The 23,188-nt window shown below is 55.9% G+C and carries 15 protein-coding genes; 9 read left to right on the forward strand and 6 right to left on the reverse strand.

The window, feature by feature from the left end; all coding sequences use genetic code 11:
- Positions 1-17 precede the first annotated feature (17 nt).
- The gene (fdhD, locus tag AC5S3R_RS06655) at positions 18-839 is read right to left on the reverse strand and encodes a formate dehydrogenase accessory sulfurtransferase FdhD (RefSeq protein ID WP_494266233.1); all 822 of its coding nucleotides are present in this window, start codon (positions 837-839) and stop codon (positions 18-20) included.
- 115 nt (positions 840-954) lie between these two features.
- On the opposite strand from fdhD, the gene AC5S3R_RS06660 reads away from it, so the two are divergent.
- On the forward strand, positions 955-1,335 hold the full coding sequence (locus AC5S3R_RS06660) for a DUF7009 family protein (RefSeq protein ID WP_494266234.1): 381 nt from the start codon (positions 955-957) through the stop codon (positions 1,333-1,335).
- A gap of 5 nt (positions 1,336-1,340) precedes the next feature.
- Here AC5S3R_RS06660 and AC5S3R_RS06665 read toward each other — a convergent pair whose 3' ends face one another.
- The gene (locus AC5S3R_RS06665; RefSeq protein ID WP_494266235.1) at positions 1,341-2,105 is read right to left on the reverse strand and encodes a sugar transferase; all 765 of its coding nucleotides are present in this window, start codon (positions 2,103-2,105) and stop codon (positions 1,341-1,343) included.
- Between the two features lie 602 nt (positions 2,106-2,707).
- On the opposite strand from AC5S3R_RS06665, the gene agaR reads away from it, so the two are divergent.
- Complete coding sequence (gene agaR / locus AC5S3R_RS06670; protein WP_494266236.1) at positions 2,708-3,556, forward strand: transcriptional repressor AgaR; 849 nt, start codon at positions 2,708-2,710, stop codon at positions 3,554-3,556.
- Between the two features lies 1 nt (position 3,557).
- Here the strand turns inward: agaR and AC5S3R_RS06675 are convergent, their stop codons facing one another.
- Together AC5S3R_RS06675 and AC5S3R_RS06680 are read right to left on the reverse strand one after the other, a co-directional pair.
- Positions 3,558-4,961 carry an APC family permease gene (locus AC5S3R_RS06675; RefSeq protein WP_494266237.1) on the reverse strand — a complete coding sequence of 468 codons (1,404 nt, stop codon included), beginning with the start codon at positions 4,959-4,961 and terminating at the stop codon, positions 3,558-3,560.
- A gap of 38 nt (positions 4,962-4,999) precedes the next feature.
- Positions 5,000-6,124: an SIS domain-containing protein gene (locus AC5S3R_RS06680; RefSeq protein ID WP_494266238.1), complete on the reverse strand. Its 1,125-nt coding sequence runs from the start codon at positions 6,122-6,124 to the stop codon at positions 5,000-5,002.
- A 422-nt stretch (positions 6,125-6,546) separates the two neighbouring features.
- On the opposite strand from AC5S3R_RS06680, the gene AC5S3R_RS06685 reads away from it, so the two are divergent.
- The 5 genes from AC5S3R_RS06685 to AC5S3R_RS06705 all read left to right on the forward strand — a co-directional run bounded on the left by AC5S3R_RS06685 (position 6,547) and on the right by AC5S3R_RS06705 (position 14,938).
- Complete coding sequence (locus AC5S3R_RS06685) at positions 6,547-10,005, forward strand: outer membrane beta-barrel protein (protein WP_494266239.1); 3,459 nt, start codon at positions 6,547-6,549, stop codon at positions 10,003-10,005.
- Positions 10,006-10,093: 88 nt separating this feature from the next.
- A complete protein-coding gene (locus AC5S3R_RS06690) occupies positions 10,094-11,077 on the forward strand; it encodes a carbohydrate kinase family protein (protein WP_494266240.1) in 984 nt (327 codons plus the stop codon).
- Positions 11,078-11,134: 57 nt separating this feature from the next.
- Positions 11,135-12,514 (forward strand): D-tagatose-bisphosphate aldolase, class II, non-catalytic subunit, encoded by a 1,380-nt coding sequence (locus tag AC5S3R_RS06695; RefSeq protein ID WP_494266241.1) that lies wholly within the window; start codon positions 11,135-11,137, stop codon positions 12,512-12,514.
- Complete coding sequence (locus AC5S3R_RS06700) at positions 12,501-13,574, forward strand: amidohydrolase family protein (protein WP_494266242.1); 1,074 nt, start codon at positions 12,501-12,503, stop codon at positions 13,572-13,574. Before AC5S3R_RS06695 ends, AC5S3R_RS06700 begins: the two co-directional genes overlap by 14 nt.
- A complete protein-coding gene (locus AC5S3R_RS06705; protein ID WP_494266243.1) occupies positions 13,571-14,938 on the forward strand; it encodes a Gfo/Idh/MocA family protein in 1,368 nt (455 codons plus the stop codon). Before AC5S3R_RS06700 ends, AC5S3R_RS06705 begins: the two co-directional genes overlap by 4 nt.
- An 81-nt stretch (positions 14,939-15,019) precedes the next feature.
- Here AC5S3R_RS06705 and AC5S3R_RS06710 read toward each other — a convergent pair whose 3' ends face one another.
- Positions 15,020-16,270: an acyltransferase family protein gene (locus tag AC5S3R_RS06710; protein ID WP_494266244.1), complete on the reverse strand. Its 1,251-nt coding sequence runs from the start codon at positions 16,268-16,270 to the stop codon at positions 15,020-15,022.
- A 316-nt stretch (positions 16,271-16,586) separates the two neighbouring features.
- Positions 16,587-17,963 (reverse strand): hypothetical protein, encoded by a 1,377-nt coding sequence (locus tag AC5S3R_RS06715; RefSeq protein ID WP_494266245.1) that lies wholly within the window; start codon positions 17,961-17,963, stop codon positions 16,587-16,589.
- Positions 17,964-18,315: 352 nt separating this feature from the next.
- Here AC5S3R_RS06715 and AC5S3R_RS06720 point away from each other — a divergent pair, with 352 nt between their 5' ends.
- Positions 18,316-19,473, forward strand: a complete 1,158-nt coding sequence (locus AC5S3R_RS06720) for a phosphatidylinositol-specific phospholipase C1-like protein (protein ID WP_494266246.1) — start codon at positions 18,316-18,318, stop codon at positions 19,471-19,473.
- Between the two features lie 244 nt (positions 19,474-19,717).
- The gene (locus AC5S3R_RS06725) at positions 19,718-23,179 is read left to right on the forward strand and encodes a carboxypeptidase-like regulatory domain-containing protein (protein ID WP_494266247.1); all 3,462 of its coding nucleotides are present in this window, start codon (positions 19,718-19,720) and stop codon (positions 23,177-23,179) included.
- Positions 23,180-23,188: the final 9 nt, after the last annotated feature.

Consider the following 23,188-nt stretch of genomic DNA (forward strand, 5'->3'; position numbering starts at 1 on the left):
GATTCGTTAGTACGGCGCTATTGAGGGATGCAGCGGAAGTCGCCGGAGTAGACTACGAAGCGTTTGCCGCGCAGGAAGCCTATCAGCGTGAGGCCGAGTTCGCGGGCGAGCCGGACGCCGAGGCTGGACGGTGCGGAGACGGACGCGATGACGGGGATGCCGCCTGCGAGGGCTTTCTGGATGATTTCAAAGCCACCGCGTCCGCTGACCATCAGGACTGATTCGCGGAGGGGGACGAGGTTTTCCATGAGCGCCCAGCCGATGAGCTTGTCTACGGCGTTGTGGCGGCCTATGTCTTCACGGAGGGCGAGGAGTTCGCCGCTTGCGTTGAAGAGCGCGGCGGCGTGCAGGCCTCCGGTGCGCTCGAAGACGGCTTGTTCGGCGCGGAGACGCTCGGGCATTTGGGTCAGCACTTCTGGGGATACGCGGAAGTCCAGGTTGGGTGCGATTAGGTTGCGGTTGCGGATGGCTTCAATGGTGGCCTTGCCGCAGATGCCGCAGCTTGATGCGGCGAAGAAGTTGCGCTGCATGGTTTCAGAGTTGAACTCTGCGCCTTTTAATTCCACGTCTACGCGGTTGCTTTTTACGGTGCCTTCGGGGACGGTGAGGCGCATGGAGGCGATCTGGTCGCGCTCTTCGATGATGCCTTCGGTGAGCAGGAAGCCGGCGGCCAGCTCGAGGTCGTTGCCGGGGGTGCGCATGGTTACGGTGAGCGGGGTGCCGTTGAGGCGGATTTCAAGGGGCTCCTCGGCTGCGAGCGCGTCCTGAACGTGCCGCGCTACTCCGTCGTTCCACTCTGTTACCTGGGTCAGCTCCAGGCTGCGTGCCGCTGATTGCATCCCTGTCCTCTCGCAGTCTTTAGTTCAATTGGTGCGGCTGGTTGTGTCAATTCTCGGGCTGGTTGATGTTACCCTCTGGCTTGGTTTGCATCGAATCAGCGAGAGGGAAGCGAAGATGAAACTGCGCATTAAAGCGGATTCGTTGCGGCTGCGGGTGGGGCCGTCCGAGGTGGAGAGGCTGCTGCAGGCAGGGCGCGTGGAGGAGACGATTCACTTTGCTCCGCAGGAGGGAGCCCGGCTGACTTATGCGCTGGAAAGCTCGGCGGATGCGGCGTCGATTTCTCTGCGTTATGCGGCGCAGGAGGTGGTGGTTATGGTTCCGGCGAGTGTTGCGCGGAGCTGGGCGGATGGGGCGGAGGTTGGCATTTATGGGAAGTCGCCGATTTCCGGAGGCGAGTTGGAGATTGTTGTCGAGAAGGATTGGGGGTGCCTCGATAAGAGCGATGCTGAGAACGAGGACACCTTTCCGAATCCTAAGAAGGGCGCTGTTTGCTAGGCGCGTTATTGCGGGGACTTGCTTAATTCTGGCTGCGGGGTGGGGGAGGGCAGCTTTTGTGCGGCGATGCGGGTTGCCGGTTTTGCTTGCTCGACTGGCGGAAGCCACGGGGGGAGGGCTGTAAGCGCTACGGTGTTCCACTGGCGGAAGATGCTGCGGGTAATCAAGGCGAGGTCGGAGAGGAATGTTGCCTGTTCCATGTAGTCCATGTCCAGGCGCTGCTTGAATGGTTTGACGACGGCGCTGTAATAGGCTTCCAGCTCTGCGTTGGGGACTTGAGCCATGGCGTGCTCTTCCTGCGCGAAGACCATGGTGGCGAATCCTGTCAGGCCGGGGCGGCATTCGAGCAGGGCGGCTTGATAGCAGGGGAGTTTGGGGCGCGGGCCTACGAGACTCATTTCGCCGCGCAGAATGTTGAAGAGCTGGGGAAGTTCGTCGAGCTTCCAGCGCCGCAAGAAGGGGCCGATCGGGGTAAAACTCTGATTTCTGGTTGTGGTCAGTCCCGTTCGCGGCGTTTCGGCGAACTGTTGCGGCATGGTGCGGAATTTGAGCACGGTGAAGATGCGTCCGTGCTGGCCCATTCTCTGCTGGCAGAAAAGCACCGGGCCGGGCGAGGTTATACGCACCGCCAAGGCGACCAGTAGTGAGAGCGGCAGAGCTATGGGCAGTGACGCGAGTACGCATAGCGCGTCAAAGACGCGTTTTGCTACCGAGCGCGACCATGCACTTAACCGCGAACTCTGCGCTTCCGCGTCCTGTTTTGAGGACACGGCTTTCCCGGAGCGCGTTTGAGACGCACTCCAATCAGGCGCAAGAGCGGCATGCAGACCGGAAAAATCCGATCGAGCACCCATCGTCCCTCCAAGGCAAGGAATGACAGCAACCCAGGGAAACCCCTATTCCGCGTGGCAGGTCAAGTGAAACTGTTTTTCGCCTGCACTGCGGAATTCCCTTTGAACGAACCGCAATTCTGTCTGACTTTCAGTCAGTTCTATGATTTTGGTAATCAGATAATACCCCGGTTACGGTTACCTTAGTGCACGGAATTATAAATTTTTAATTACCTTCCCGTTTTGGGATTATGGGGGGAGCAAAAAGGGCTGATGGGGGTGTGGGGAGAGGAAAGACTGGGAGAGCAGTGCCTAGTGAATCGTTTGCGGCCAGTTCGGGTTGAAAAACATCCCTCGGGAGCTGAAGCCCGGACGCATTTTCAGGCATTTACGGTACGGCTGAAATTGTGCCCTTTCAAAACTGCCTTTGTAGGGGAGGGTGGGATAACGTCCGTATCTGCGAGGGCGTCTTGTTCGCGTATCCTTGCTCTTTCCCCTTCATTTGATTTCGCATCAGGGGATAAACTCATGGATGGCGAAACATGGCGAATGTACATTCTTTAGCGCGTGCGGTTGCAGGTTCAGGGGTAGAGGCTGGTTCTCTGCCGGGGGAAGTGGCCATTGACGGGATGATGGCGGAAGAGCGGCGGACGCAGATTGTGCAGATGGTTCGCAGCGCAGGCCGCGTGAAGGTGAATGAGCTGGCGGCGCACTTTAATACTTCTGCCGTGACGATTCGCAACGACCTGAATGATCTGCATCAGCGTGGGCTGGTGCTACGGTCGCATGGCGGCGCGGTGCTGCCGGATGCGATTCATCGCGAGTCTCCGGTGGATGAGCGGCTGAAGGCGCACGCGGCGGAGAAGCGGCGCATTGGCGCGCTGGCGGCAACGCTTATCAATGACGGCGAGACGATTATTCTCGACTCGGGCACGACGACGCTGGAGATTGCGCGGCAGATTAAGGCCAAGCAGGGGCTGCAGATTATTACGAATGGCGTGAATATTGCAGCGGAGCTTTTGGATGCGCCAGATGTGCAGCTTTTTATTGTGGGCGGTACGGTGCGCGGGGAGTCGGCGTCGATTACGGGGCGGTTTACAGAGCAGATGCTTGCGGAGTTTTCCGCGGACAAGATGTTTTTGAGCGGCGCGGGATGCGATATCGACTTTGGCGTGAGCGGCGGCAACCTGGAAGAGACGATGGTGAACCGCGCGATGTTGTCGATTTCTCGCGAGATTATTCTTGTGGCGGATGCGAGCAAGTTTTCGCGGCGCAGCATGGCAAGGATTGCGCCGTTCAGCGAGATTGATACGGTAATTAGCGATACGGGGCTGCCGAAAGAGCTGCAGCAACGTTTGCAGGCGATTGGCTGCAATCTTTTGCTGGCTTAGATTAGACCTCTTCCGATGGGATGTCGAAGCTGACAACGGCGCTGCGGAACCAGTTGGTGCGCCATGCTCCGTAGGCGATGCCGAGGAGCATCCACGCTGTGCCGAGAATGAGCGCGATGTGGCTTAAGTGAATCCAGATGAAAGCGCAGATGGCGAAGCCCAGCAGCGGCGAGAGCAGGGTGAGGTTGCGCTTGCCGTGACGGAACTGGTGGAGGAAGGCTGCGCCGTTGACTCCCATGAAGGCGATGAAGGCTCCGAAGTTGAGAGCTTCTGCGCCGACTTCATAGGCGCTTCCGCCGAGACGGGCGGAGAAGAACTCCAATGCGGCGGCACCGGCGAGAGCGAAGAAGCCTACCAACACAATGTTGTTGCGAGGAATGTGGCGCTTGGGGTCGATGGCTGCGAAGAAGCGCGAAGGGATTGCGTTGCCTCGGCCCATTCCGTAAAGCAGGCGGCCTGCGGCGAGCTGCGAACCCATGCCTGAGCCGAGGTTGGCGATGAGCAGCGTGAAGTTGATGACTTGAAAGAGAAGCGCGCCGCCGGCCTGGCGGGATACGAGTGCGAAGGAGCTTTCGACTTGATCGCCAGCGAAGGGCTTGGAGCCCCAGATGAGCTGCGCGGCGTAGACCTCAAGCCCGGAGAGGATGCCGGTGATGAGGCAGACGAGAACGGTGCCGAGCATGATGTTGCGGCGGGGATTTTCTACTTCTTCTGAGAGCGTGGATACAGCGTCAAAACCGATGAAGGTGAGTACGGCCACGGAGGTTCCGGAGAAGACGCTGGCTGCGTGGAAGGTGGCGGGGTCGTAGAACGGGCGGGTGAAGAAGCCGGGGTCGTGATGGGTGCTCCAGACGAAGCGGGTGGCTGCGGCGAGGAAGAGGAAAACGACGATGACCATGGCCGCGCAGAGTGCCTCATTGAGGCGGGCGGAGGTTTTGATACCGCGCAGGTTGAGCCAGGTGAAGAAGGCCGCGAAGAAGAGAATCCATACGTAGAAGGGCAGGCCAGGGAGGATGTTCATGGCGGCCTTGGCGCAGAAGGCGGTGCAGATGAGGGGGTTGAGGAGGTAGTCCATGACCATGCCCCAGCCGACGATGTAGCCGAGGATGGGGTGCATCTCCTGGCCGACGTAGGTATAGGCCGAGCCCGCGCTGGGATAGATGCGCGCCATGCTGCCGTAGCTGATGGCGGTGAAGAGCATGGCGACCATGGCTACGAGAACGGCGGTGACGACATGGCCGTGCGCGGTGTTGCTGATGACTCCGTAAATGCCCATGGGTGCGGTGGGCTGGATAATCACCATGCCAATGAAGACGAGGTTCCAGAGGCCGAGCACGCGGCGCAATGCTGCGCCGTTGCTTGCGGAAGGGGCAGAGTGGGGAGTTGCGGAATGGTCGTTGGTCACAAAAAGCGGCCTTCGTTGTGGGCTTGCTCGTGCGAGCGTCAGGCTTTGCTGGCAATGCTGGACGTAGAGTGAATCGTAACACCCTGCACGACCCTGTTGATGACTCCTTCAGGGCTGGGATTGTCCGGGTTGAGGCCGGAGAGCAAGCTTAGGTGATAGCCGAGTAATTGCGCTGCGGGGATTTCAAAGGGAGTGCGGAGGGTATCGTCTGTGTCTGGCGCTACCGCGGGGATGACGAGATTGAAGAGCGGGGCTACTTCTGCCGGGGCGGCGATGCCGACGAGATAACCGATTTCCTTATTGCGCAGCTCTTGCAGGAGCTCTAGCTCGTAGGCGCGGCGCAGCGGGTCGCTGGATAGCAGACAGAGGATGAGCGTGTCTGGCTTGGCGAAGACCATGGGGCCGTGGCGGAAGCCGAGGTAGCTTTCCGAGATGACGGGGAAGCGGCCTGCGGTCATTTCGAGCAGCTTGAGGGAGGCTTCGTGACGCCAGCCTGCGAGTGGTGATGAGGAAAGAACGACGATGCGATTGACGACATGCTGCGCTGCGGTGTGGGCGAGTTGGTCGATGGAGTTTAGCAGGGATTCGGCGTGGGAGCTGAGGGTGTCTACGGCGGCGAGCGTGGCTTGAGGATGCGCGAGGGTGAGTCCGCCGAGGACAAGGTTGGAGAAGGAGCTGGTCATGACGAGGCTTTTGTCGTCGGTGCGCGGGTCGAGAGGGAAGACGTGATTGACTTCGCTTTGCGCGAGCGCTCCGTTGGCGTTGCAGACGATGGCGAGCTGGAAGAGGTTTGGGTGCAGGGAACGCGCTAGCCGCACGACGGCGAGGCTTTCCGGGCTGTCTCCGGAGCGGGCGAGGGAGATGAGGACGTCGGTTTCGGCTAGCAGGAGTTGGCCGTCAACGAGCAGGTCTGTTGTTGGAATTGCCGTGGCGCGAGGCCAGGCTGAGGCTATGGACTCGGCGGCGTAGGCGGAGGTTCCGGCGCCGGTGAGAACGATGCGTGCCTGCGCTAGCTTTTCCGGGAGCAGGATCTGGGCGGCTTTTGCGGAAACAGCTTTGACGGTTTCAGGCCAAAGGCGGGGCTGCGCGAATATCTCCTGTCTCGTAAATGAGGTGTCTGCCTGGAAGAGGTCTTTCGCGGGCGCTTGGGTGTCCTGTGGCATTTTGTCGTCCTTTCCCTGCTGTATGCTTTCCAGAAAAATCTTGAAAGCATTCAATATCGAAACAAAATGAAAATATATAGGCAAGACTTGCGGTCGTCAATATGTGCATGGGCTTTTGAGTGAGGGTGATGGGCGTGCGGGGTGAGCGGAGATTGTTTTTATTGCTTTTATTTCAGATATTTATTGGGGAGTTTGCTTGTTCTGAGAGCTTAAATGTGGCGAGTTGGCGGCGATAGGGAAAGGGGTAATTCAAATACTTCGTATAGCGATTGTTTTTAACTGTTGACAATTTATTTTTTATTTCGCAATAATACGAAACACAAAAACAAGTTTTCGATGGTTTAGTAGTCTCCTCTCGCAGCAATATGAAGAAACAAAGAGCATTGTTGTAAGCAGCTTCTCCAATTTTCAGGAGGTAAGTGATGTTTCGGAATCGCAGGGAGTTTCGGGGCTGTTGGGGATATCTAAGGCTGGTTACGATGCTGCTGGCGGTTGCCGGCACTGTGGTTTGTCCACTGAATGCGCAGAGGGACGCTGCTTCTCTTGAGGGACGCGTGCAGGATGCGAGCGGGGCGCTGGTGCCGGGGGCGCTGATCCAGGCGGTTGAGACATCGACCAACTTTACTTATAAGACGCAGAGCGATGCTTCGGGTGCATGGGTTATCAGCCCGGTTCGCATTGGTACCTATCGGGTGACGATCACTGCGAAGGGATTCAAAGAAGCGGTAGCGGGGCCGATTACGCTGGATGTGCAACAGAGGCAGCGTGTAGATGTGAGCCTGCAGTTGGGTGACGCGAGCGAGCAGGTGGTTGTGCATGACTCGACGCCGCAGCTTCAGACGGACTCCTCTGAGACTGGGCAGGTAATTGATAGTCAATCCATGGTGGCGTTTCCGCTGAATGGACGCAATCCTGTGCAGTTGGCACAGTTGACGGTTGGCGTGACGACGAGCGAACCGGGTGCGCGTGACTCGGGTGGCTATGGTTTTAGTGCGAGCGGGGCGCGGTCGCTAGACAATAACTTTTTGCTGGATGGTGTGGATAATAACTCGAACCTTCCTGACTTGTTGAATGAAGCTAACTATGTAGTGATGCCTCCGCCGGACGCTCTGCAGGAGTTCAAGATTGAAACTGGCAACTATGATGCGGAGTTTGGCCGCGCTACCGGTGCGATTGTGAATGCGACAACGAAGTCGGGCACGAATCAGTTTCATGGTGTGCTTTATGAGTTTGTGCGCAACCAGGATTTTGATGCGTTGAACTACTTTGATTCGGCGCAGCAGCCGTACCACCAGAACCAGTTTGGCGCTACTCTGGGCGGACGGATTATTCGCGACAAGTTGCTGTTCTTTGTGGACTACCAAGGGCTGAGGACGAGTGAGGCGCAGACTACGACTTCTGTTGTGCCGAGCACGGCGGAACGGCTGGGAGATTTTTCAAGTCAGCTCGATCTCACGTCGCCAACGGGAGTGCTGGACTGCAATGGCAAGCCTACCTATGCGGGTGAGATTTTCGATACGCGCAGTACACAGACGAAGGGAAGCGGTTTCTGTGGTGTTCCGTTTGGCTATGACAATGGAGCGCCTAGTAATGTTGTCCCGTCCGCGAAGTTCGATTCGCTGGGCAAGACGCTGATTGATCTCTTTCCAACTTCGAATGCGAATGGCGTGGGCTACAACTATATTTCCGATCCTGTGACGGCGCAGACGATGAACCAGGGCGATGCTCGTGTGGATCAGGTGCTGACGAAAGCGGACAATGCTTTTTACCGCTTTAGCATGAGCAATAGTCCGGAGACGATTGGGTCGCCGTTTCCCGGCTACGCGGATGGCGGCGGGTTCTTTGATGGCATTCAGCAGATTATTGCGTATGCCGGTGCGGCGAGTGAGGTTCATGTTTTTTCTCATCACAAGATCAATGAGTTTCGCTTTGGATTTAACTGGATCAAGACAAGCCGCTATCAAGCGAACTATGACCAGAATGTTTCTGCGACGATTGGATTTCCCGGCGTGCCGTATCAGCAGGGAGATAGTAACGGCGGGTTGCCGCAACTGACTTTTGATGATGCCTCAAGCATTGGCAGCCCTACATATTTGCCCGCGGTTGAGCGGCAGAAGACAATCCAGTTTTCCAATACGTTTACGTTGATCTCCGGAAGCAACACATGGAAGTTTGGCGGTGAGGTTCGGCCGGAGCACTTCTCGATTTATGAGCCTGCGGAACCGCGCGGCTCTATGAGCTTTGTTCGTCAGTATACGGACAATGCAGGCAGCCCGGGGTCGGGAGGTAACAGTCTTGCGAGTTTGTTGACGGGGCAACCGGGAGGTGGCGGTATCAATAACCTGAACAATATTGAGTACTATCGCCATACATATGCGCTGTTTTTGCAGGATGACTGGCGCGTGCTTCCGAACCTGACGCTCAATATGGGGTTGCGCTATGAGTTTTTCTCACCTGTGTATTCGCAGCATAATGCGCAGGCGAATTTCAATCCCAACACGGGGTACCTGGATATTCCGAAAGGCAGCAATGTGAGCCTGACTCCGACGCTGGCTTCAGTGCTGCCGGTGAATCATAATGCTTCGTCTGCGTTGATTAGCTCGGACTACAAGGACTTTGCGCCGCGTGTTGGCTTGTCGTACAGCGTGACGAAGAAGGATGTGATTCATAGCGCGTTCGGCGTCTTCTTTAATGGAGATGAAGCGGGGCCGTATAGCAATCCGAGCCCGGGGTTTAATCCGCCTTACTTTATCAGTGAGGCTTTCTCTGCGCCTTGCTCGCTGCCTTCGTATTCTGCTGCGGCTGAGGATTGCTCGGTGCCTGGCATCAGCACGCTGGCAAATGGTTTTCCTGCGAATGCGCTTACTGATCCGAATACGCCAACGCTATTTGCGCTGCAGACGAATCTTCGGATGCCTTATGTGTTGCAGTGGCACTTGTCGAACCAGTATCAGTTGACTGACAAGACCATGGTGGAGCTTGCCTATGTCGGCTCCAAGAGCAACCGCGCTTATATCTATCTGAACCTCAATCAAGCAGTTCCTACGGCAGATCCTTCGGCTCCAACTGCGCCGCGGCGACCGTTTCCATATGTGGATACATCGATTGGATATCTGCGGTCTTCAGGGTCGGCAAACTATAACGGACTGCAGGCCTCTGTGCAGCAGCGGGTTAGCCATGGACTTGAGTTCATTGTGAACTACACGTACAGCAAGGCGCTGGGCAATGCGAGCAGCGCGGACCTTGGCTCACAGAATAATGATGGATTTCGCGATAGCCGGTATCCCAACCAGGAATATGGTCCGCTGGACTTTGATGTGCGCAATCGTTTTGTGGCCAGCTATGTGTATGACCTTCCCTTTGGCGCAGGGCAGCCGCTTGCTACGCATGTGCGCGCGCTTGATGCAATTATCGGGCACTGGAACTGGTCCGGCATTGTGACGCTTTCGAGTGGCACGTGGTTCACGGTAACGGATGGCAATGGGGGCTTTGCGAATTCCGATGGGCAGCAGCGGCCGGATGTGGTTCCAGGTGTGAAGGCAAATTCCAAGCCTTGCATTGCGGGGACTTTCTTTAATACGTGCGCGTTTCAGAATCCTGCGCTGGGATCGCTGGGCAATCTAGGGATGAATACGTTGGAGGGGCCGGGGTCTAAGAATGTTGACTTCGCTCTGCTGAAGACGATTTCCTTGGGAGAGCAACGCCGCATTGAATTTCGAGCGGAGGCTTTCAATGTGTTTAATCATCCGAACTTTCAGTTTGCAGCGCCGGGGCCGCAGAATTCTATCAACTCGACAGTTATGGGAACGCAGACCTTTGGGTACTTAACGGGCGCGCTTGCACCACGGCAGCTTCAGCTTGCGTTGAAGCTTTTTTACTGACGGGTTGTGAGAACGGCATGCTGATTTAAGGTGTGCGCTTGAGAGAAATTTCTGCCGGAATACATATCGAGAGTTTGCGGGAGAGAGCATGAGTTCGCATGCAGTTATAGGAGATAGAAGCGAGTGGGGAAGCGGTGAGAGGCCTGATGTGGTGCTTGCGGGAGAGATTAATCCTGATCTCATTTTGTATGGGCTGCCGCAGGAGTTGCCTGAGGAGCGTGAGCTGCTGGCCAGTGGCTGCAAGATGATGCTGGGGAGCTCTTCGGCGATATTTGCGCATAATCTTTCGCTGCTTGGGAGCAGGGTGAGTTTTACTTCGCGTGTTGGCGAAGACATTTTTGGACGAGTGTGTCTTGAAGAGCTTACAAGCGCTGGCGTGGATGTGAGCCGTGTTGTGCATTCGACGACAGGGACAGGAATCACCGTGATTTTGCCGCTGACGCAGAAGCGGAGGATTCTTACCTATCCGGGTGCGATGTTTGAGATGAGCCTTGCTGATCTCGATATTGATTTTCTTGCGCGAGCAAAGCACTTTCATCTTTCGTCGCTGTTTTTGCATCGAGAGCTGGTGAAGGATGTGCCGTGGTTGTTTGCGGAGATGAAGCGGCGCGGCTTGACGACTTCGCTGGATACCAATGATGACCCGGCAGATGAATGGTGCGGCGTGGTGGATGAGATTTTGCCGCATGTGGATGTGCTGCTGTGCACCGAGGAGGAATTGGAGAAGATTGCGAAGGTGAAGAATGCCGAGGAGTTTATTGCGGCACGCGTGCCTGTGCTTGTGGTGAAGCGAGGGGCGCGTGGCGCTTCAGTGTTTTACCAGGGAGAACGCGTGGATGCGCCGGCATTGAAAGTGGATGTGACGGATACGGTTGGTGCGGGCGATACGTTTGACGCGGGTTTTCTGCATCAGTGGCTTGGTGGCGCACCGCTTAAAACATGTTTGCAGTTTGGGAATTTGACTGCGGGATTGTCGGTAACGCGTTCGGGAGGTACGGCTGCATTTCGAGATGAGGAATACCGCAAGAGTTTTTTTATGCGGCATTGGCAAGAAAGTTTATTGGCGCGATAGAAGCATTTTGTTGTGGCTGAAGTATGGCGCGCGTAAAGAAAGAGGAGTGAGTTTCGCATGGCGGGGCAGGTGGATATCAAGAAGGAAACGGTTGCGCTGAAGCCTTCAACGGCTGCGATGTGCCGGTTGTTTGAGGAGAATCGCAGTGGGAAACAGAAGGGTATTTATTCGGTTTGCTCCGCGAATGAGTTGGTGCTGAAGGCTGCGTTTGAGCAGGCGGTGAGGGATGAGAGCCTGCTGCTGATTGAGGCTACGTGTAACCAGGTGAACCAGGAAGGCGGATATACCGGGATGACTCCGGCGCAATTTCGCGAGTATGTTCTTTCTCTTGCGAGAGGCGCTGACTTTGCAGAGGAGAACCTGATTTTGGGAGGCGATCATCTTGGGCCGAATCCGTGGCGATCTGCATCTGTTGATGTGGCGATGGAAAAGGCCGCGAGGATGGTGGAAGCATATGCGCGTGCGGGGTTTGCGAAGATTCATCTGGATGCGAGCATGCGTTGTGCAGATGATCCTGCTGTGTTGGGTGACGATGTGATTGCGGAGCGTGCAGCGCGCTTGTGCCAGGAGGCTGAAGCAGTAGCGAGCGAAACAGGGAACTGGCCGGTGTACATCATTGGTACGGAAGTGCCGACGCCGGGTGGTGCGCAGGGCGAGATGGAGATTGAAGTTACCAGTACGAAGAATGTGCAGAAGACGATTGAAGTGCATCGTGAGGCGTTTGCGAGGCATGGGCTGTCTGCTGTGTGGAATCGCGTGATTGGAGTGGTGGTGCAGCCGGGTGTGGAGTTTGGGGATGAGAGCGTGGCTGACTATGCACCTGAGCATGCTGCAGAACTCTCGCGGTGGATGCTTGGGCAGAATGGAATTGTGTTTGAAGCGCATTCGACTGACTACCAGATTGGTGATGCCCTGGGGCAGCTTGTGCGCGATCACTTTGCCATTTTGAAGGTGGGGCCTGAGCTTACCTTTGCAATGCGTGAGGCGGTCTTTGGGCTGGCGTGTGTGGAAGAAGAGTGGATTGTGGATTCGCAGCGTTCTGGCATGCGCGAGGTGTTGGAACAGGTGATGGTGGCTCATCCTGAAAACTGGAAGGCGTATTACCACGGGGATGCGCATATGCAAAAGATTGCGAGGGCGTACAGCTTGAGCGACAGGGTTCGTTATTACTGGCCGAATGTAGAGGTGGTTCGGGCGCTGGACTCTCTATTGAGCAATCTTGCGCGGCGCCCTGCGCCTTTGCCATTGGTTGCGCAGTATCTACCGTTTGAGGCGGAGGCGATTCGCAGCAAAGAGATTGAGAATGAGCCGAGGGCAATGATTTTTCATCACATTAGGCGGTCGCTAGCACGCTATGCCGGCGCATGCGGTATTGAAGGGGAACCAATGCAGAGTGCGGCAGCGCTGAGGGCTGGTAGAAGAGATGAGCAGCGTTAGCAAGCCGATTGCCGATGATAAATTTGCCAGCATTGTTTCGGCTGTTGCCGATGTGGATTTGCGTTTGAGCGAGTTTAAGCCGCACTCAACGTTGAATACGCGGGCGACCTATGTTGAGAGGCCGCGTTTTGCTGCGATTGACTTCCATAATCATTTGGACTCCATGCGGCCAGAGGATGTGCTTGCGGTGATGGACCAGTGCGGTGTGGAGCGCGTGGTCAACATCACGATGCAGGTGGGAGAGGCGGCTTTGGCGATTATGGACAGGTATCATTCTGCAGCGCCGGAGCGCTTCTCTACGATTGGGTGGATGGACTGGAATGGTGTGGAACGCGGGGACTTTATTCCACTGACGATGGACAGGCTGCATCGGCTGGTGGAGCACGGCGCATGCGGGGTCAAGTTCTGGAAAGACTTTGGGCTGACGGTGCGCGGAGCTGATGATAAGTTGCTGCGCATTGATGATGAGCGCTTTGCGCCTATTTTTGAAGAGTGTGGACAGATGGGGCTTCCGGTGATGTTTCATACTGCTGACCCCACGGCCTTTTTTGAGCCGCTAGATGAGACGAATGAGCGCTACGAGGAGTTGGCGGCGCATCCTGACTGGGGATTTGCGTCGTCTTCTGTGTCAAAGCGGACGTTGCTGGAGCAAAGAAATCATGTGATTGCGCGTCATCCTGCGACGACCTTTGTGGGGGCACATTGCGCGGAAAGCGGCGAGGATTTGATGTATCTGGCAGATCAGCTGGATGCGCTGCCGAATTTTTTTGTGGACATCAGTGCGCGCGTGTCTGAGCTTGGGCGGCAGCCTTATACGTCGCGGGAGTTTTTCCTGAAGTATGCCGACCGCATCGTGTTTGGAACGGACCTGCTGCCAGAGGTTGAGATGTACAGGCTGTACTATCGCTTCTTAGAAACGGCAGATGAGTATTTCGAGTATCCGTCGCATGCGTCACGGCAGGGGCGCTGGAATATCTATGGGCTTTTTCTTCCGGAGGATGTGCTGCGCAAGGTGTATCGTGAGAATGCATTGAAGCTATTAAATCGAGAGGGACGATGAGCGAGTTTGAGGTGGGTCAGTGGAGCAGGCGTAGGTTCATCCAGGTAAGCGCAGGCGCGGCAATTGCGGCAAGCGCTGCGGGGCATGCAGAGGAGCAGGATAAACAGCCGCATCGCTCAATGATTGATGTGGCTTTTGAGAAGCGTGAGCCGCGGATTGCCATTATCGGGACTGGGGGCCGAGGCACGTCTTTGCTGCATAATGTGCTGGCGGCGGATGGTAAGGTTGTGGCGCTGTGCGATGTGGTGCGTTCCAAGGCAGAAGCGGCTGCGGCGTTTGTGGTGAAGCAAGGGCAGAAGCATCCGGAGCTTTATACGGACAATGAGCACGCGTATGAGAAGCTGCTTGACCGCAAGGATATTGACCTTGTGATTATTGCTACTCCGTGGAACTGGCATGCGCCGATGGCGCTTTACGGGATGGAGCATGGGAAAGATGTTGCGATCGAGGTTCCGGGCGTGACGACGATTGAGGATTGCTGGAAGATCGTCAACACGTCAGAGAGAACCGGCAAGCACTGCATCATGCTGGAGAATTGTTGTTACGGATATAGCGAGACGCTGATTTTACGCATGGCTCATGCAGGCATTTTTGGGGATTTGCTCTATGGGGAAGGAGCTTATCTGCATGACCTGCGCGGGGAGTTGTTCTCGAATGCAGGCGAGGGGCTGTGGCGCAGGACGGAGCATACGCTGCGTAATGGGAATTTGTATCCGACGCATGGGCTTGGGCCGGTTGCGAACTATATGGGGATTCAGCGTGGGGATCGGTTTGCTTATTTGGTGTCGATGAGCACGCGTGAGCTTGGGTTTGATGCTTATCGCAAAGAGAAATTAAAGCCGGATGATGTGCGCATGCGCGAGAAGTACGTTGAAGGCGATATGAACACAACGCTCATTAAGACGGCGAACGGATTGACGATTACCGTGAAGCATACGGTTTCTACGCCGCATCCGTATGATCGCATCAACCAGGTGGCGGGCACGAAGGGGATTTTTCAGGATTATCCACCGCGTATCTATATTGATGGGCAGAATGCGGATGAGTCCTGGGAGCCTGTGGAGAGCGGGCCGCAGAATAAGTGGAAGCAGCATGAGTATCCGCTGTGGACGACGGAGGGTGATGCAGCGCGGAAGAACGGCGGGCATGGTGGGATGGACTACATCATGATCTACAGGCTGCTGCAGTGCGTGCGGCAGGGGATTGCGCCGGATATGGATGTGTATGACGCTGCAGCGTGGGCTTCGGTTGCTCCGTTGAGTGAGCAGTCTGTGCGTACGGGCAGTGCTCCTGTTGAGTTTCCGGATTTTACGCGCGGTGCGTGGTCAAAGAGGAGTATTTCGGCGATTGCTACTCTGGCGTAAGAGATAGAAGGCGGGAAAATATAAGCGCTCCCTGTTATGCAGGGAGCGCTTATGTTTTTGGAACCGGACTGCTTTGTGCGGCTAGATCTTGATGAAGATTTTTTTGCGATAGAGCCAGAAGAGCATGAGCCAGTAGACGAGCATGACGGCTATACCCTGCAGAAGTGGCTGGAGGTCGGGGCCTAATACCTGAAATGGCGCGAAGCCGAGATGCGTGTGGAGCGAGCTGATGATGAAGTCTTCACAGAGGTGCGCGATGAGATAGGCGGCCATGGAGTTGAGGCCGACGACGACGAGCGGGAAGGCCCAGCGGCGATAGCCTTTGATGTCAATGAGCCATGCGAAGGCCGAGAGGAAAAGGAAGCAGATGCCGCCGCTGAAGAGTGTCCATGCGGGTGTCCATACGCGCTTGACGATGGGGCAGATGCCGCTGAAGTGCAGGAGAATTGCGAGGGCTGCGAGTGAGACACCGGCTACGAGAAACTTTTTAAGTGGGATGCGTGAAGGGGATTCGCGATACCAGCGACCGGCGAAGAGGCCAAGCAGCATGGTTCCCAGGGTGGGGATGAAGCTGAGTGTCAGGTAGCCTCCGCTGTTGTAGGCGAAGCGGGAGGTGCGCGGGAAGAGGTTGAGGAACCACACGTCAAAGGCGTTGCCGAGGTTGCTGTTCTTGTTCCAGTGCGAGGCAAAACCTGTGAAGTTGTGCGACCATCCGGGCGGCACTCCTACCGCTGCATAGTCAAAGCCGGGGCCGGGGGCGGGGTAGAGCGCCCACGCGAGCCAGTAGGCGAAGAGGATGGAGGCGAAGGCGATCCATTGCCAGCGGGGACGGACGTGATACAGCAGAAAGGCGAAGGTGTAGCCGAGGCCTATCTGGGTCAGTGTGTCTTCAAAGGTGAAGTAGGTGATGGGCTGGCCGATGGAGCGAAGGAAGAAGCCCAGCAGGATGAGGAGCAGCGAGCGCCAGAGCGCGTGTTTGAGCTGATGCGCGAAGCTCTCGCCTTTGCGAGTGCGGGATGCGATGGAGTACGGCATGGCCACGCCGACGAGAAATGTGAATGAGGGCTGGATCATGTCATGCAGGCCCAAGCCGGCCCATTCGACGTGGTTCTGATTGAAGGAGAGTATTCGCCAGAAGAGACTTGCGGGGTAGGCGCGGTGTACGGCGGCAAAGTTCATTACTTCGCCCATCATGAGAAGCATTACGAGGCCGCGATATGCGTCTACGGCTACGTTGCGCGCGGCGGGTTTCTCGACGGATTTCAAGGGGCCAGTCTGAGCTTCGAGTGGGCCTTGCTGTGCCGTGGCTGCAATTGTGCTGGCAGAGCTCATGGGATGACCTCGGATACTGGGATTTCTTACGGTCGTGCAGGCCGGTAGAGGATTCTATTTGCACCAGGCAATGAGTCATATTGAGCAAGGCCTGACTCTATTGCCGGAGTTCTTTCGTTCAATATCGAATGCTTTCCTATTTCTGTGTATTTAGTGTTGGGTTGTCAAGTATAAAATGAAGTGCTTTTGATGACAGCGAAGGAGTTCCTCCCCAAGTTGGTGGAGTTGGCGCAGTTGGGTTCGGGACAAATGTCTGCACCTGTTGTTTCTTTTGTTTTCGGAAAATTTGTCGAGGTTGGTCTGTATGGTACGAGCCCTAGTAGATGCGGCTGCCGATAACTTGCGCGCCAGCGGAGCGGGAAGCGATGCTGCTGGAGCGGAGGAGAATTTCAAATGAGCGCAGGGAGCCGTCGGGGCGCGTGGCTTGCTGCAGAATGGATGCCACGGCTGCGGGGTGGATGAGTGCTTCGGCAGCGGCTTGCGTTCCGGCTATGTCTAGCCCTTGTAGAAGAAGAAGGTGGCCGCTGCCGCCCAGGTTTGGCAGGTACGCAATGATGGCGTAGGTCTCGTGCTCGGGCTGGTTCCAGTGGCTTTCGTAGGAAGGCGCTTCGCCCGGCAGCGGCTTGCTGTTCACAATCGTTGCAGACTGCATGGCTTCGCCGTTCACAATGCGGAAGTTTGCATTGCGTTCCGCAATGGCCGCCCAGGGGTTGCTGCCCATGGAGCCAATGAGGATGGCATTGGAAACCTTCAGGTCGTCGAGCTGCAACCGGCGTGGGAAGCGAAGAATTGTGCGCTCGGGGTTGAAATCAGGGAGGTGTGCGAGCGCGGTAATAATCTGCAGGTCGGTAAAGCTGCTGAACTCCTGAGTACGAAGGTCTTCCGAGCTGAAGGCATCCAGTTGCGGCAGGGGAGCGTCAAGGTAGCTGCCATTGACGTAATCTCCCAGCGGGATGGGGCGATGAAGACGGCCTTCGAGATTGTTGAGGGCTGCATCCGAGGGAACGATGTAGCAGCTTGCGGGTCCGCCAAAGAGAGAAGCCCACAAAGGCTTTACCGAGTCAGCGGGAGACGGCGCGTGGAACAATGTGCCAAGCCAGCTTGCGACCTGTGGAGAAACTACAGCCCACGTAAGAGCCACCAGGGCGACGCTGTAAACGGCAAGAAGCGTCATAAGGCGGGCGTTGGGTGTCCACATCTTTTGCGGGCGGGGAGTTGGAGGGGCAGGTTCCGCCTGTGGCGCTGGTTGTGGCGCTTGTGTTTCTAAAGGATCTTCTGCGGGCAGAGTTTGGGCAAAGGACGCAGGCTCGAAGACAGGGATGTAGCCACCGACAGGAATCTGGATGTGGAATGGCTCGGAACGGCCTTCGGTCTCAAAATATTCCGCAAGGCGGCGGCGAAGATGGCGGGCGTAATTCCGGACAATGTTGTCATCACCGGGGTTGTAACCCTGCGGGCGGCGAAAAACATGCTCGCCTATTTGCTGCTCGGTAATTTCATACGTGTGGTGCAGCAGGCACTTCTCACATATATAGAGAAGAAAGCTGGCCAGAAACTTGGATTTCGCAAAATGTTTGCTGGTTGCAACCCGCTTGGCAAGCAGCCACCGAGGGTCCGTCTCCAAAGAAGGCAACGAACCATCTCCTCCGGCGGAGGTTGGGGCAGCCTCAAGAATGTTGGAGGTTCGGCTCATGGAATCTCGATATATAGCTGACGTATTTAGTAAAAATTATCACCGTGGAAAAGAGTATTACGCTGGGATAAATTCAATCTTTGGGTTTCTAACCGATGTGACAGGAACATAAAAATAATATCGGGGGAAAATTCTCAAGTTAAAGAAAATAATGAAGATACTGGTTGTAATAAAGAGATATTTTAGAAAATTCCACGGTGGAAACCCCTAACAACTCCTCTTGCCGGCTGGAGAAGATTGAGGCACAGGAGAAAAGCTAATCTGGTCAGGCAGGGGCGTGGAGGCTTACGCTTCCGGTGTCTCTGCCGGGCTGGCTAGCTCGACTCAATGGGAGAGGGTTTTGCAAAAACTTATGAAATCGCTTTTGAAGATTCTGCCGCTAATCGGAATGGTGCCTTTGTGTGGGATTGCTCAGCAGGCTGCGGTTGTGCAACAGGACCAGGCGCTGCGGGTAAATCAGATCCAGGTGATTGGCAGCCACAACAGCTACCACACTGGAATTGCGCCGAGTGAGCAGAAGCTGATTGAAAAGCAGAACCCGAAGGCGATGCGGGCGCTGGATTATGCCCATGCTCCGCTGCCGGACCAGTTAAACGGCGGGGTGAGGCAGCTTGAAATTGATGTTTATGCGGACTCCAAGGGCGGGCGCTATGCTCACCCGGCGATTGTAGACAAGGTGAAGGAAGCCGGAATGCCGGCTGATCCAGATTTTGATCCTCAGCATGAGATGGATAAGCCGGGGTTCAAGGTGATGCACGTGATGGATGTGGATCAGCGGAGTTCGTGCCATACCTTTGTGCGCTGCCTAGAGATTGTGCGCGGCTGGTCGCATGAGCATCCGCAGCACCTGCCGGTCTTTCTGCTGATTGAAACCAAGCAGGGGCGTCCGGGAGCGGCGGTGAGCGACCATGGCCCGGAGCCGTTTACCTCGGCGACCTTTGATGCGCTCGATGCTGAGATTCGTTCCGTCTTTCCTCCGGAAGAGTTGATTACACCGGACCAGGTGCGCGGCGGTTACGACACGCTGTTTGAAGCTATCCAGAACAGCGGCAAGAAGGGGGCGAAGGCTGGCGGCTGGCCGACCCTGGCTGAGGTTCGCGGCAAGGTTATCTTTCTGTTGGACCAGAGGCCGATTGAGGCGATGTATACCGAGGGGCATCCTTCGCTGCGCGGGCGGGTGCTGTTTACCAACGCTACGCCGGGCGCTCCTGATGCTGCTTTCACGGAGATGAATAGCGGGAGCAAGGCGGAGATCGACGCGTTGGCGCAACAGGGATACCTGATTCGCACGCGCACGGATGACGGCACTGAAGAGGCGCGGGCCAATGACCATCGCCGTGCGGATGTTGCACTCTCCAGCGGCGCACAAATGCTGAGCACAGATTATCCGGCCTCAGAGCCGGCTAAGTGGACTGGCTTCTTTGTAGGGCTTCCACATGGGTCGATAGCAAGATGCAATCCGGTGACCGCTCCTGCCGGATGCGTAGATGGCTTGTTGGAGAAGCCGTAGAGCAAGGTAAGCAAAACAACACAATCTTTGTTTCGTTAACTCCACGCACGCCCAGGCTGTGACGTTAAGGGGAGTTTTTTGCAAATTTTCCATCTTTGTTCAGTTTCTTACTTAGGAGGCGCATGTGCGCAGTGTATTTCGAGTGACTAGCATGAGATGCTTCAAGGCTCCGGCTTTGAACGTATCTTCCTTGCCCCGTACTCTTGCTGCTTGTAGTCGTGGGCTTGCGGTAACGATGTTCCTGATGATGGTTTTCGCTTTGATGCAGCCAGCAGCTTTGCTGGCGCAGTCGGATAATGCTTCGATTACCGGCACGATTACGGATTCGTCCATTGCTGCGGTTCCTCATGCCACAGTAACGGTTACCAGCGAAGAGACCGGAGCTGTGCATACGACAATCAGCAATGCTTCGGGGTTTTATACCATTGCTGGACTTGTGCCGGGTAAGTACACCGTAACGGTGACCGCGCCGGGTTTTGCTACCGTGCAGCGTACGAATAACAATCTCGATCCGGCACTGCCTGCCACGGTGAACATCAGCCTGAAGGTGGGTGCGAACTCCGAACAGATTGAGGTGCGAGCAAACGAGACTACGCTGCAGGCGGATAGCTCTACGCTGGGACGCGTGATTACGAACAGTCAGGCGCAGGAGCTGCCGTTGAATGGACGCAGCCCTATTTATCTTGCTCTGACCAAGGCTGGTATTACGAGTACCAACAACACGGTGTCGTCGTCGAACTTCAGTACTGGCCTGGGCGGAATCAACATCAACGGTGGCCGTGAGCGCGACAACCTGGTGTCGTATGACGGCGCAGTTGCGGTGCGTGTTCGCGCCAGCGGCGACTCCGTGGGCACGCCGGACCTGGATGCGGTGCAAGAGGTCCAGGTGCTGACGACGAATTATCCGGCTGAGTATGGGCGTTCGATTGGCGGACAGGTTCGCATCATTACCAAGGGCGGCAGCGAACACTTTCACGGCAGCTTGTATGAGTATTTTCAGAACCCTGTGCTGAATGCGAATACGTGGGTTCGCGAGCACAATGGCAATAACTCGAATCCGAATTATCCCTCGGCGTTGAAGACGGATTCGGTGGCTCCGTTTACTTACAATCAGTTTGGCTTTGTGCTGGATGGGCCGCTCTATATTCCGCATCTCTTCCCGAAGGGGAAAGTGTTCTTCCTCTACTCGGAAGCATGGGTGCGCAATCCTTCGCTTTCGACGACGACAAGCGTGGTGCCGAATCCTGCTTTCCGGACAGGTGACTTCAGCTCGTTGATTACGGGGAATCCGGCGACGAATCACTACATCAAAGACCCGCAGTCGGACCAGCCTTGCGATGTATCGACGGGCGGGCCTGGATGCTTTTCTTATGAAGGCAGGGCAAACGTAATTGCGCCGAACCGCTTGAGCACGAACGGCGTGGGCTTGTTGTCCGTTTTTCCGACGCCGACGCCAGGATTCCAGGTTGGAACGGCAAACCTGCTGGAGACGGGTAATTATCCGCGGTCGCAGCGTATCGATAGCGGCAACCTGGACATTGTGCCGACGGATAAGGACTACATTCGCTTCCGCCTGATGCACTTCTGGTACACGGAACTGAATCCCTTTGCGACATCGAGCTATGCCGTGGTGCCGCGTCTTTACAACCGTCCTAATGAAACAGGCTCGCTGGACTGGGTGCATACTTTTAGCCCAAGCATGACGAACGAAGTGCTGTTGACGGCAAGCCATGAGGTTGCGCGCCTGAAAATTGATACTTCGACGGGCACGTATGACCGCACGAAGTATGGCATTAACTATCCGTATCTGTTTCCGAACGGCAAGGATCTGGAAAATAAGATCCCGACGATTGCGTTTGATTCGACGGGTATTACAACGGTGGATGGAAGCACGTATCCGGCACACTCGCAGGGACAGATATTTGACTTTGCGGATACGATTACGCGCGTCCTTGGCAATCACACGATTCGAGCAGGCGGCTTGTATGAGCGGGCTGGCGAAAATGATGACGACCAGATTGCGTATGCAAACTCGACGCCTGGACAGACCAATAATCAGAATGGCAAGTTTGACTTTTCGAGCCTGAATACGCAGGGCACGGGGTATGACATTGCCGACGCGGCGTTGGGTCTCTTCAATACTTACTCCGAGATTGGGCCGCGTAACGAAACACCGAGCCGCGCGAATATGTTCGAGTTCTTTGTGCAGGATTCATGGAAAGTGACGTCAAAACTGCACCTTGAATATGGCGTGCGTTATACCAGCATCCATCCTTTCTACAGCCTTTGGAACAATGCAGGCACGTTTGCTCCGGCGTTCTATGATGCGGCCAATGCAGTGCAGGTGAATCCTACGACAGGCAATCCGATTGCCGGCACGGGTGACTCACTGAACGGCACGGTGTTGTTTGGTAAGGGCTGGACTTCCGATGCGTCCAAGCATGTTGCCATTGCCTCTACCGGGGCATACGACAACCTCTTTCACGACCTGCCGCGTGGTTATATCCATGTGCAGAAGTGGCTCTTTCAGCCGCGCGTGGGCATTGCTTATCAGTTGAACAACAAGACGGTGTTTCGTACTGGCTTTGGGCGTTATACAAGCAGGCAGGGAACTTCCGATAACGTCTTTCTGGGCGGCTTTGCTCCGTTGCAGCAGGTGGTTTCTCTCTCGGCAGGCAGCGTGGATAATCCGGGCGCGAATGCTACTCAAGGTTCTTATCCAACACTCTCTGGTTCGATTGACAGGCAGTCACCGCAGCCTGAAGCGTATATCTGGAATGCGTCCATTGAGCGCGACCTGGGCTTTGATACTGTTGTCGATGTTTCTTATGTGGGCCGCCACGCATTGCATCAGCAGTTCGAGTCTGACATTAACCAGGCGCCTCCGGGCACTGCGCAGAAGTATGGCACCAGCGGCGTGAATGCGCATCGCCCGTACCTTGGATATGCAGCTATTACAGGCGTATATCAAGGGGACACGGCTGTGTACCAGGGTCTACAGATTGACGTGAACCATCGCTTCAGCCATAACCTTGGGTTTGGCGCGGCCTACACTTTTGCTCACTCGGATGACTGCGGTTCGTTCCAGAAGAACCTTCTGCCGGATGCAGATGATCCGAAGGGTTTGTGCGGTCCAGCCGACTATGATCTGCGTCATGTGTTTGTGCAGAACGCTATTTATCACATCCCCTTCCAAAGCCATAACTGGCTGGCGAATGAGGCGCTCAGCGGGTGGCAACTCTCGCAGGCGTATCAGTTCCAGAGTGGCACGGTGTTCAGTGTTGGCACGAGCCAGGACGTTGCGGGTGTGGGTGCGGGCTTTCAGCAGCAACTGCTGCAGGTGGCTCAGGGCGCACACTTGGAGGGAAACCACAAGTTCTCGACTGGTTCTGACGATAACTACTGGTTCAACACCACCCAGAGTGGCACACCAATCTTTACGACTCCGACGCCGGGCACGTTTACTTCGCAGCGCGTGCGCAACTTCCTGACGGGGCCTGCGCAGCCAAGCTTCAACGCGAGTTTACAGAAGCGGTTCCCGACGTTTGAGGACCAATATCTTGCGTTCCGTGTGGATGCTTTCAACTTCCCGAACCATCCTGATCTGGCGAATCCGGATGCAACCTACACCGATTCCACCTTTGGCCGGGTAACCAGCAAGAATGGGCAGCGTTCGTTGCAGCTTAGCTTGCGCTACACGTTCTAAGGTGTTCTG

The sequence above is a fragment of the Occallatibacter sp. FHG110214_02 genome (assembly GCF_059115385.1).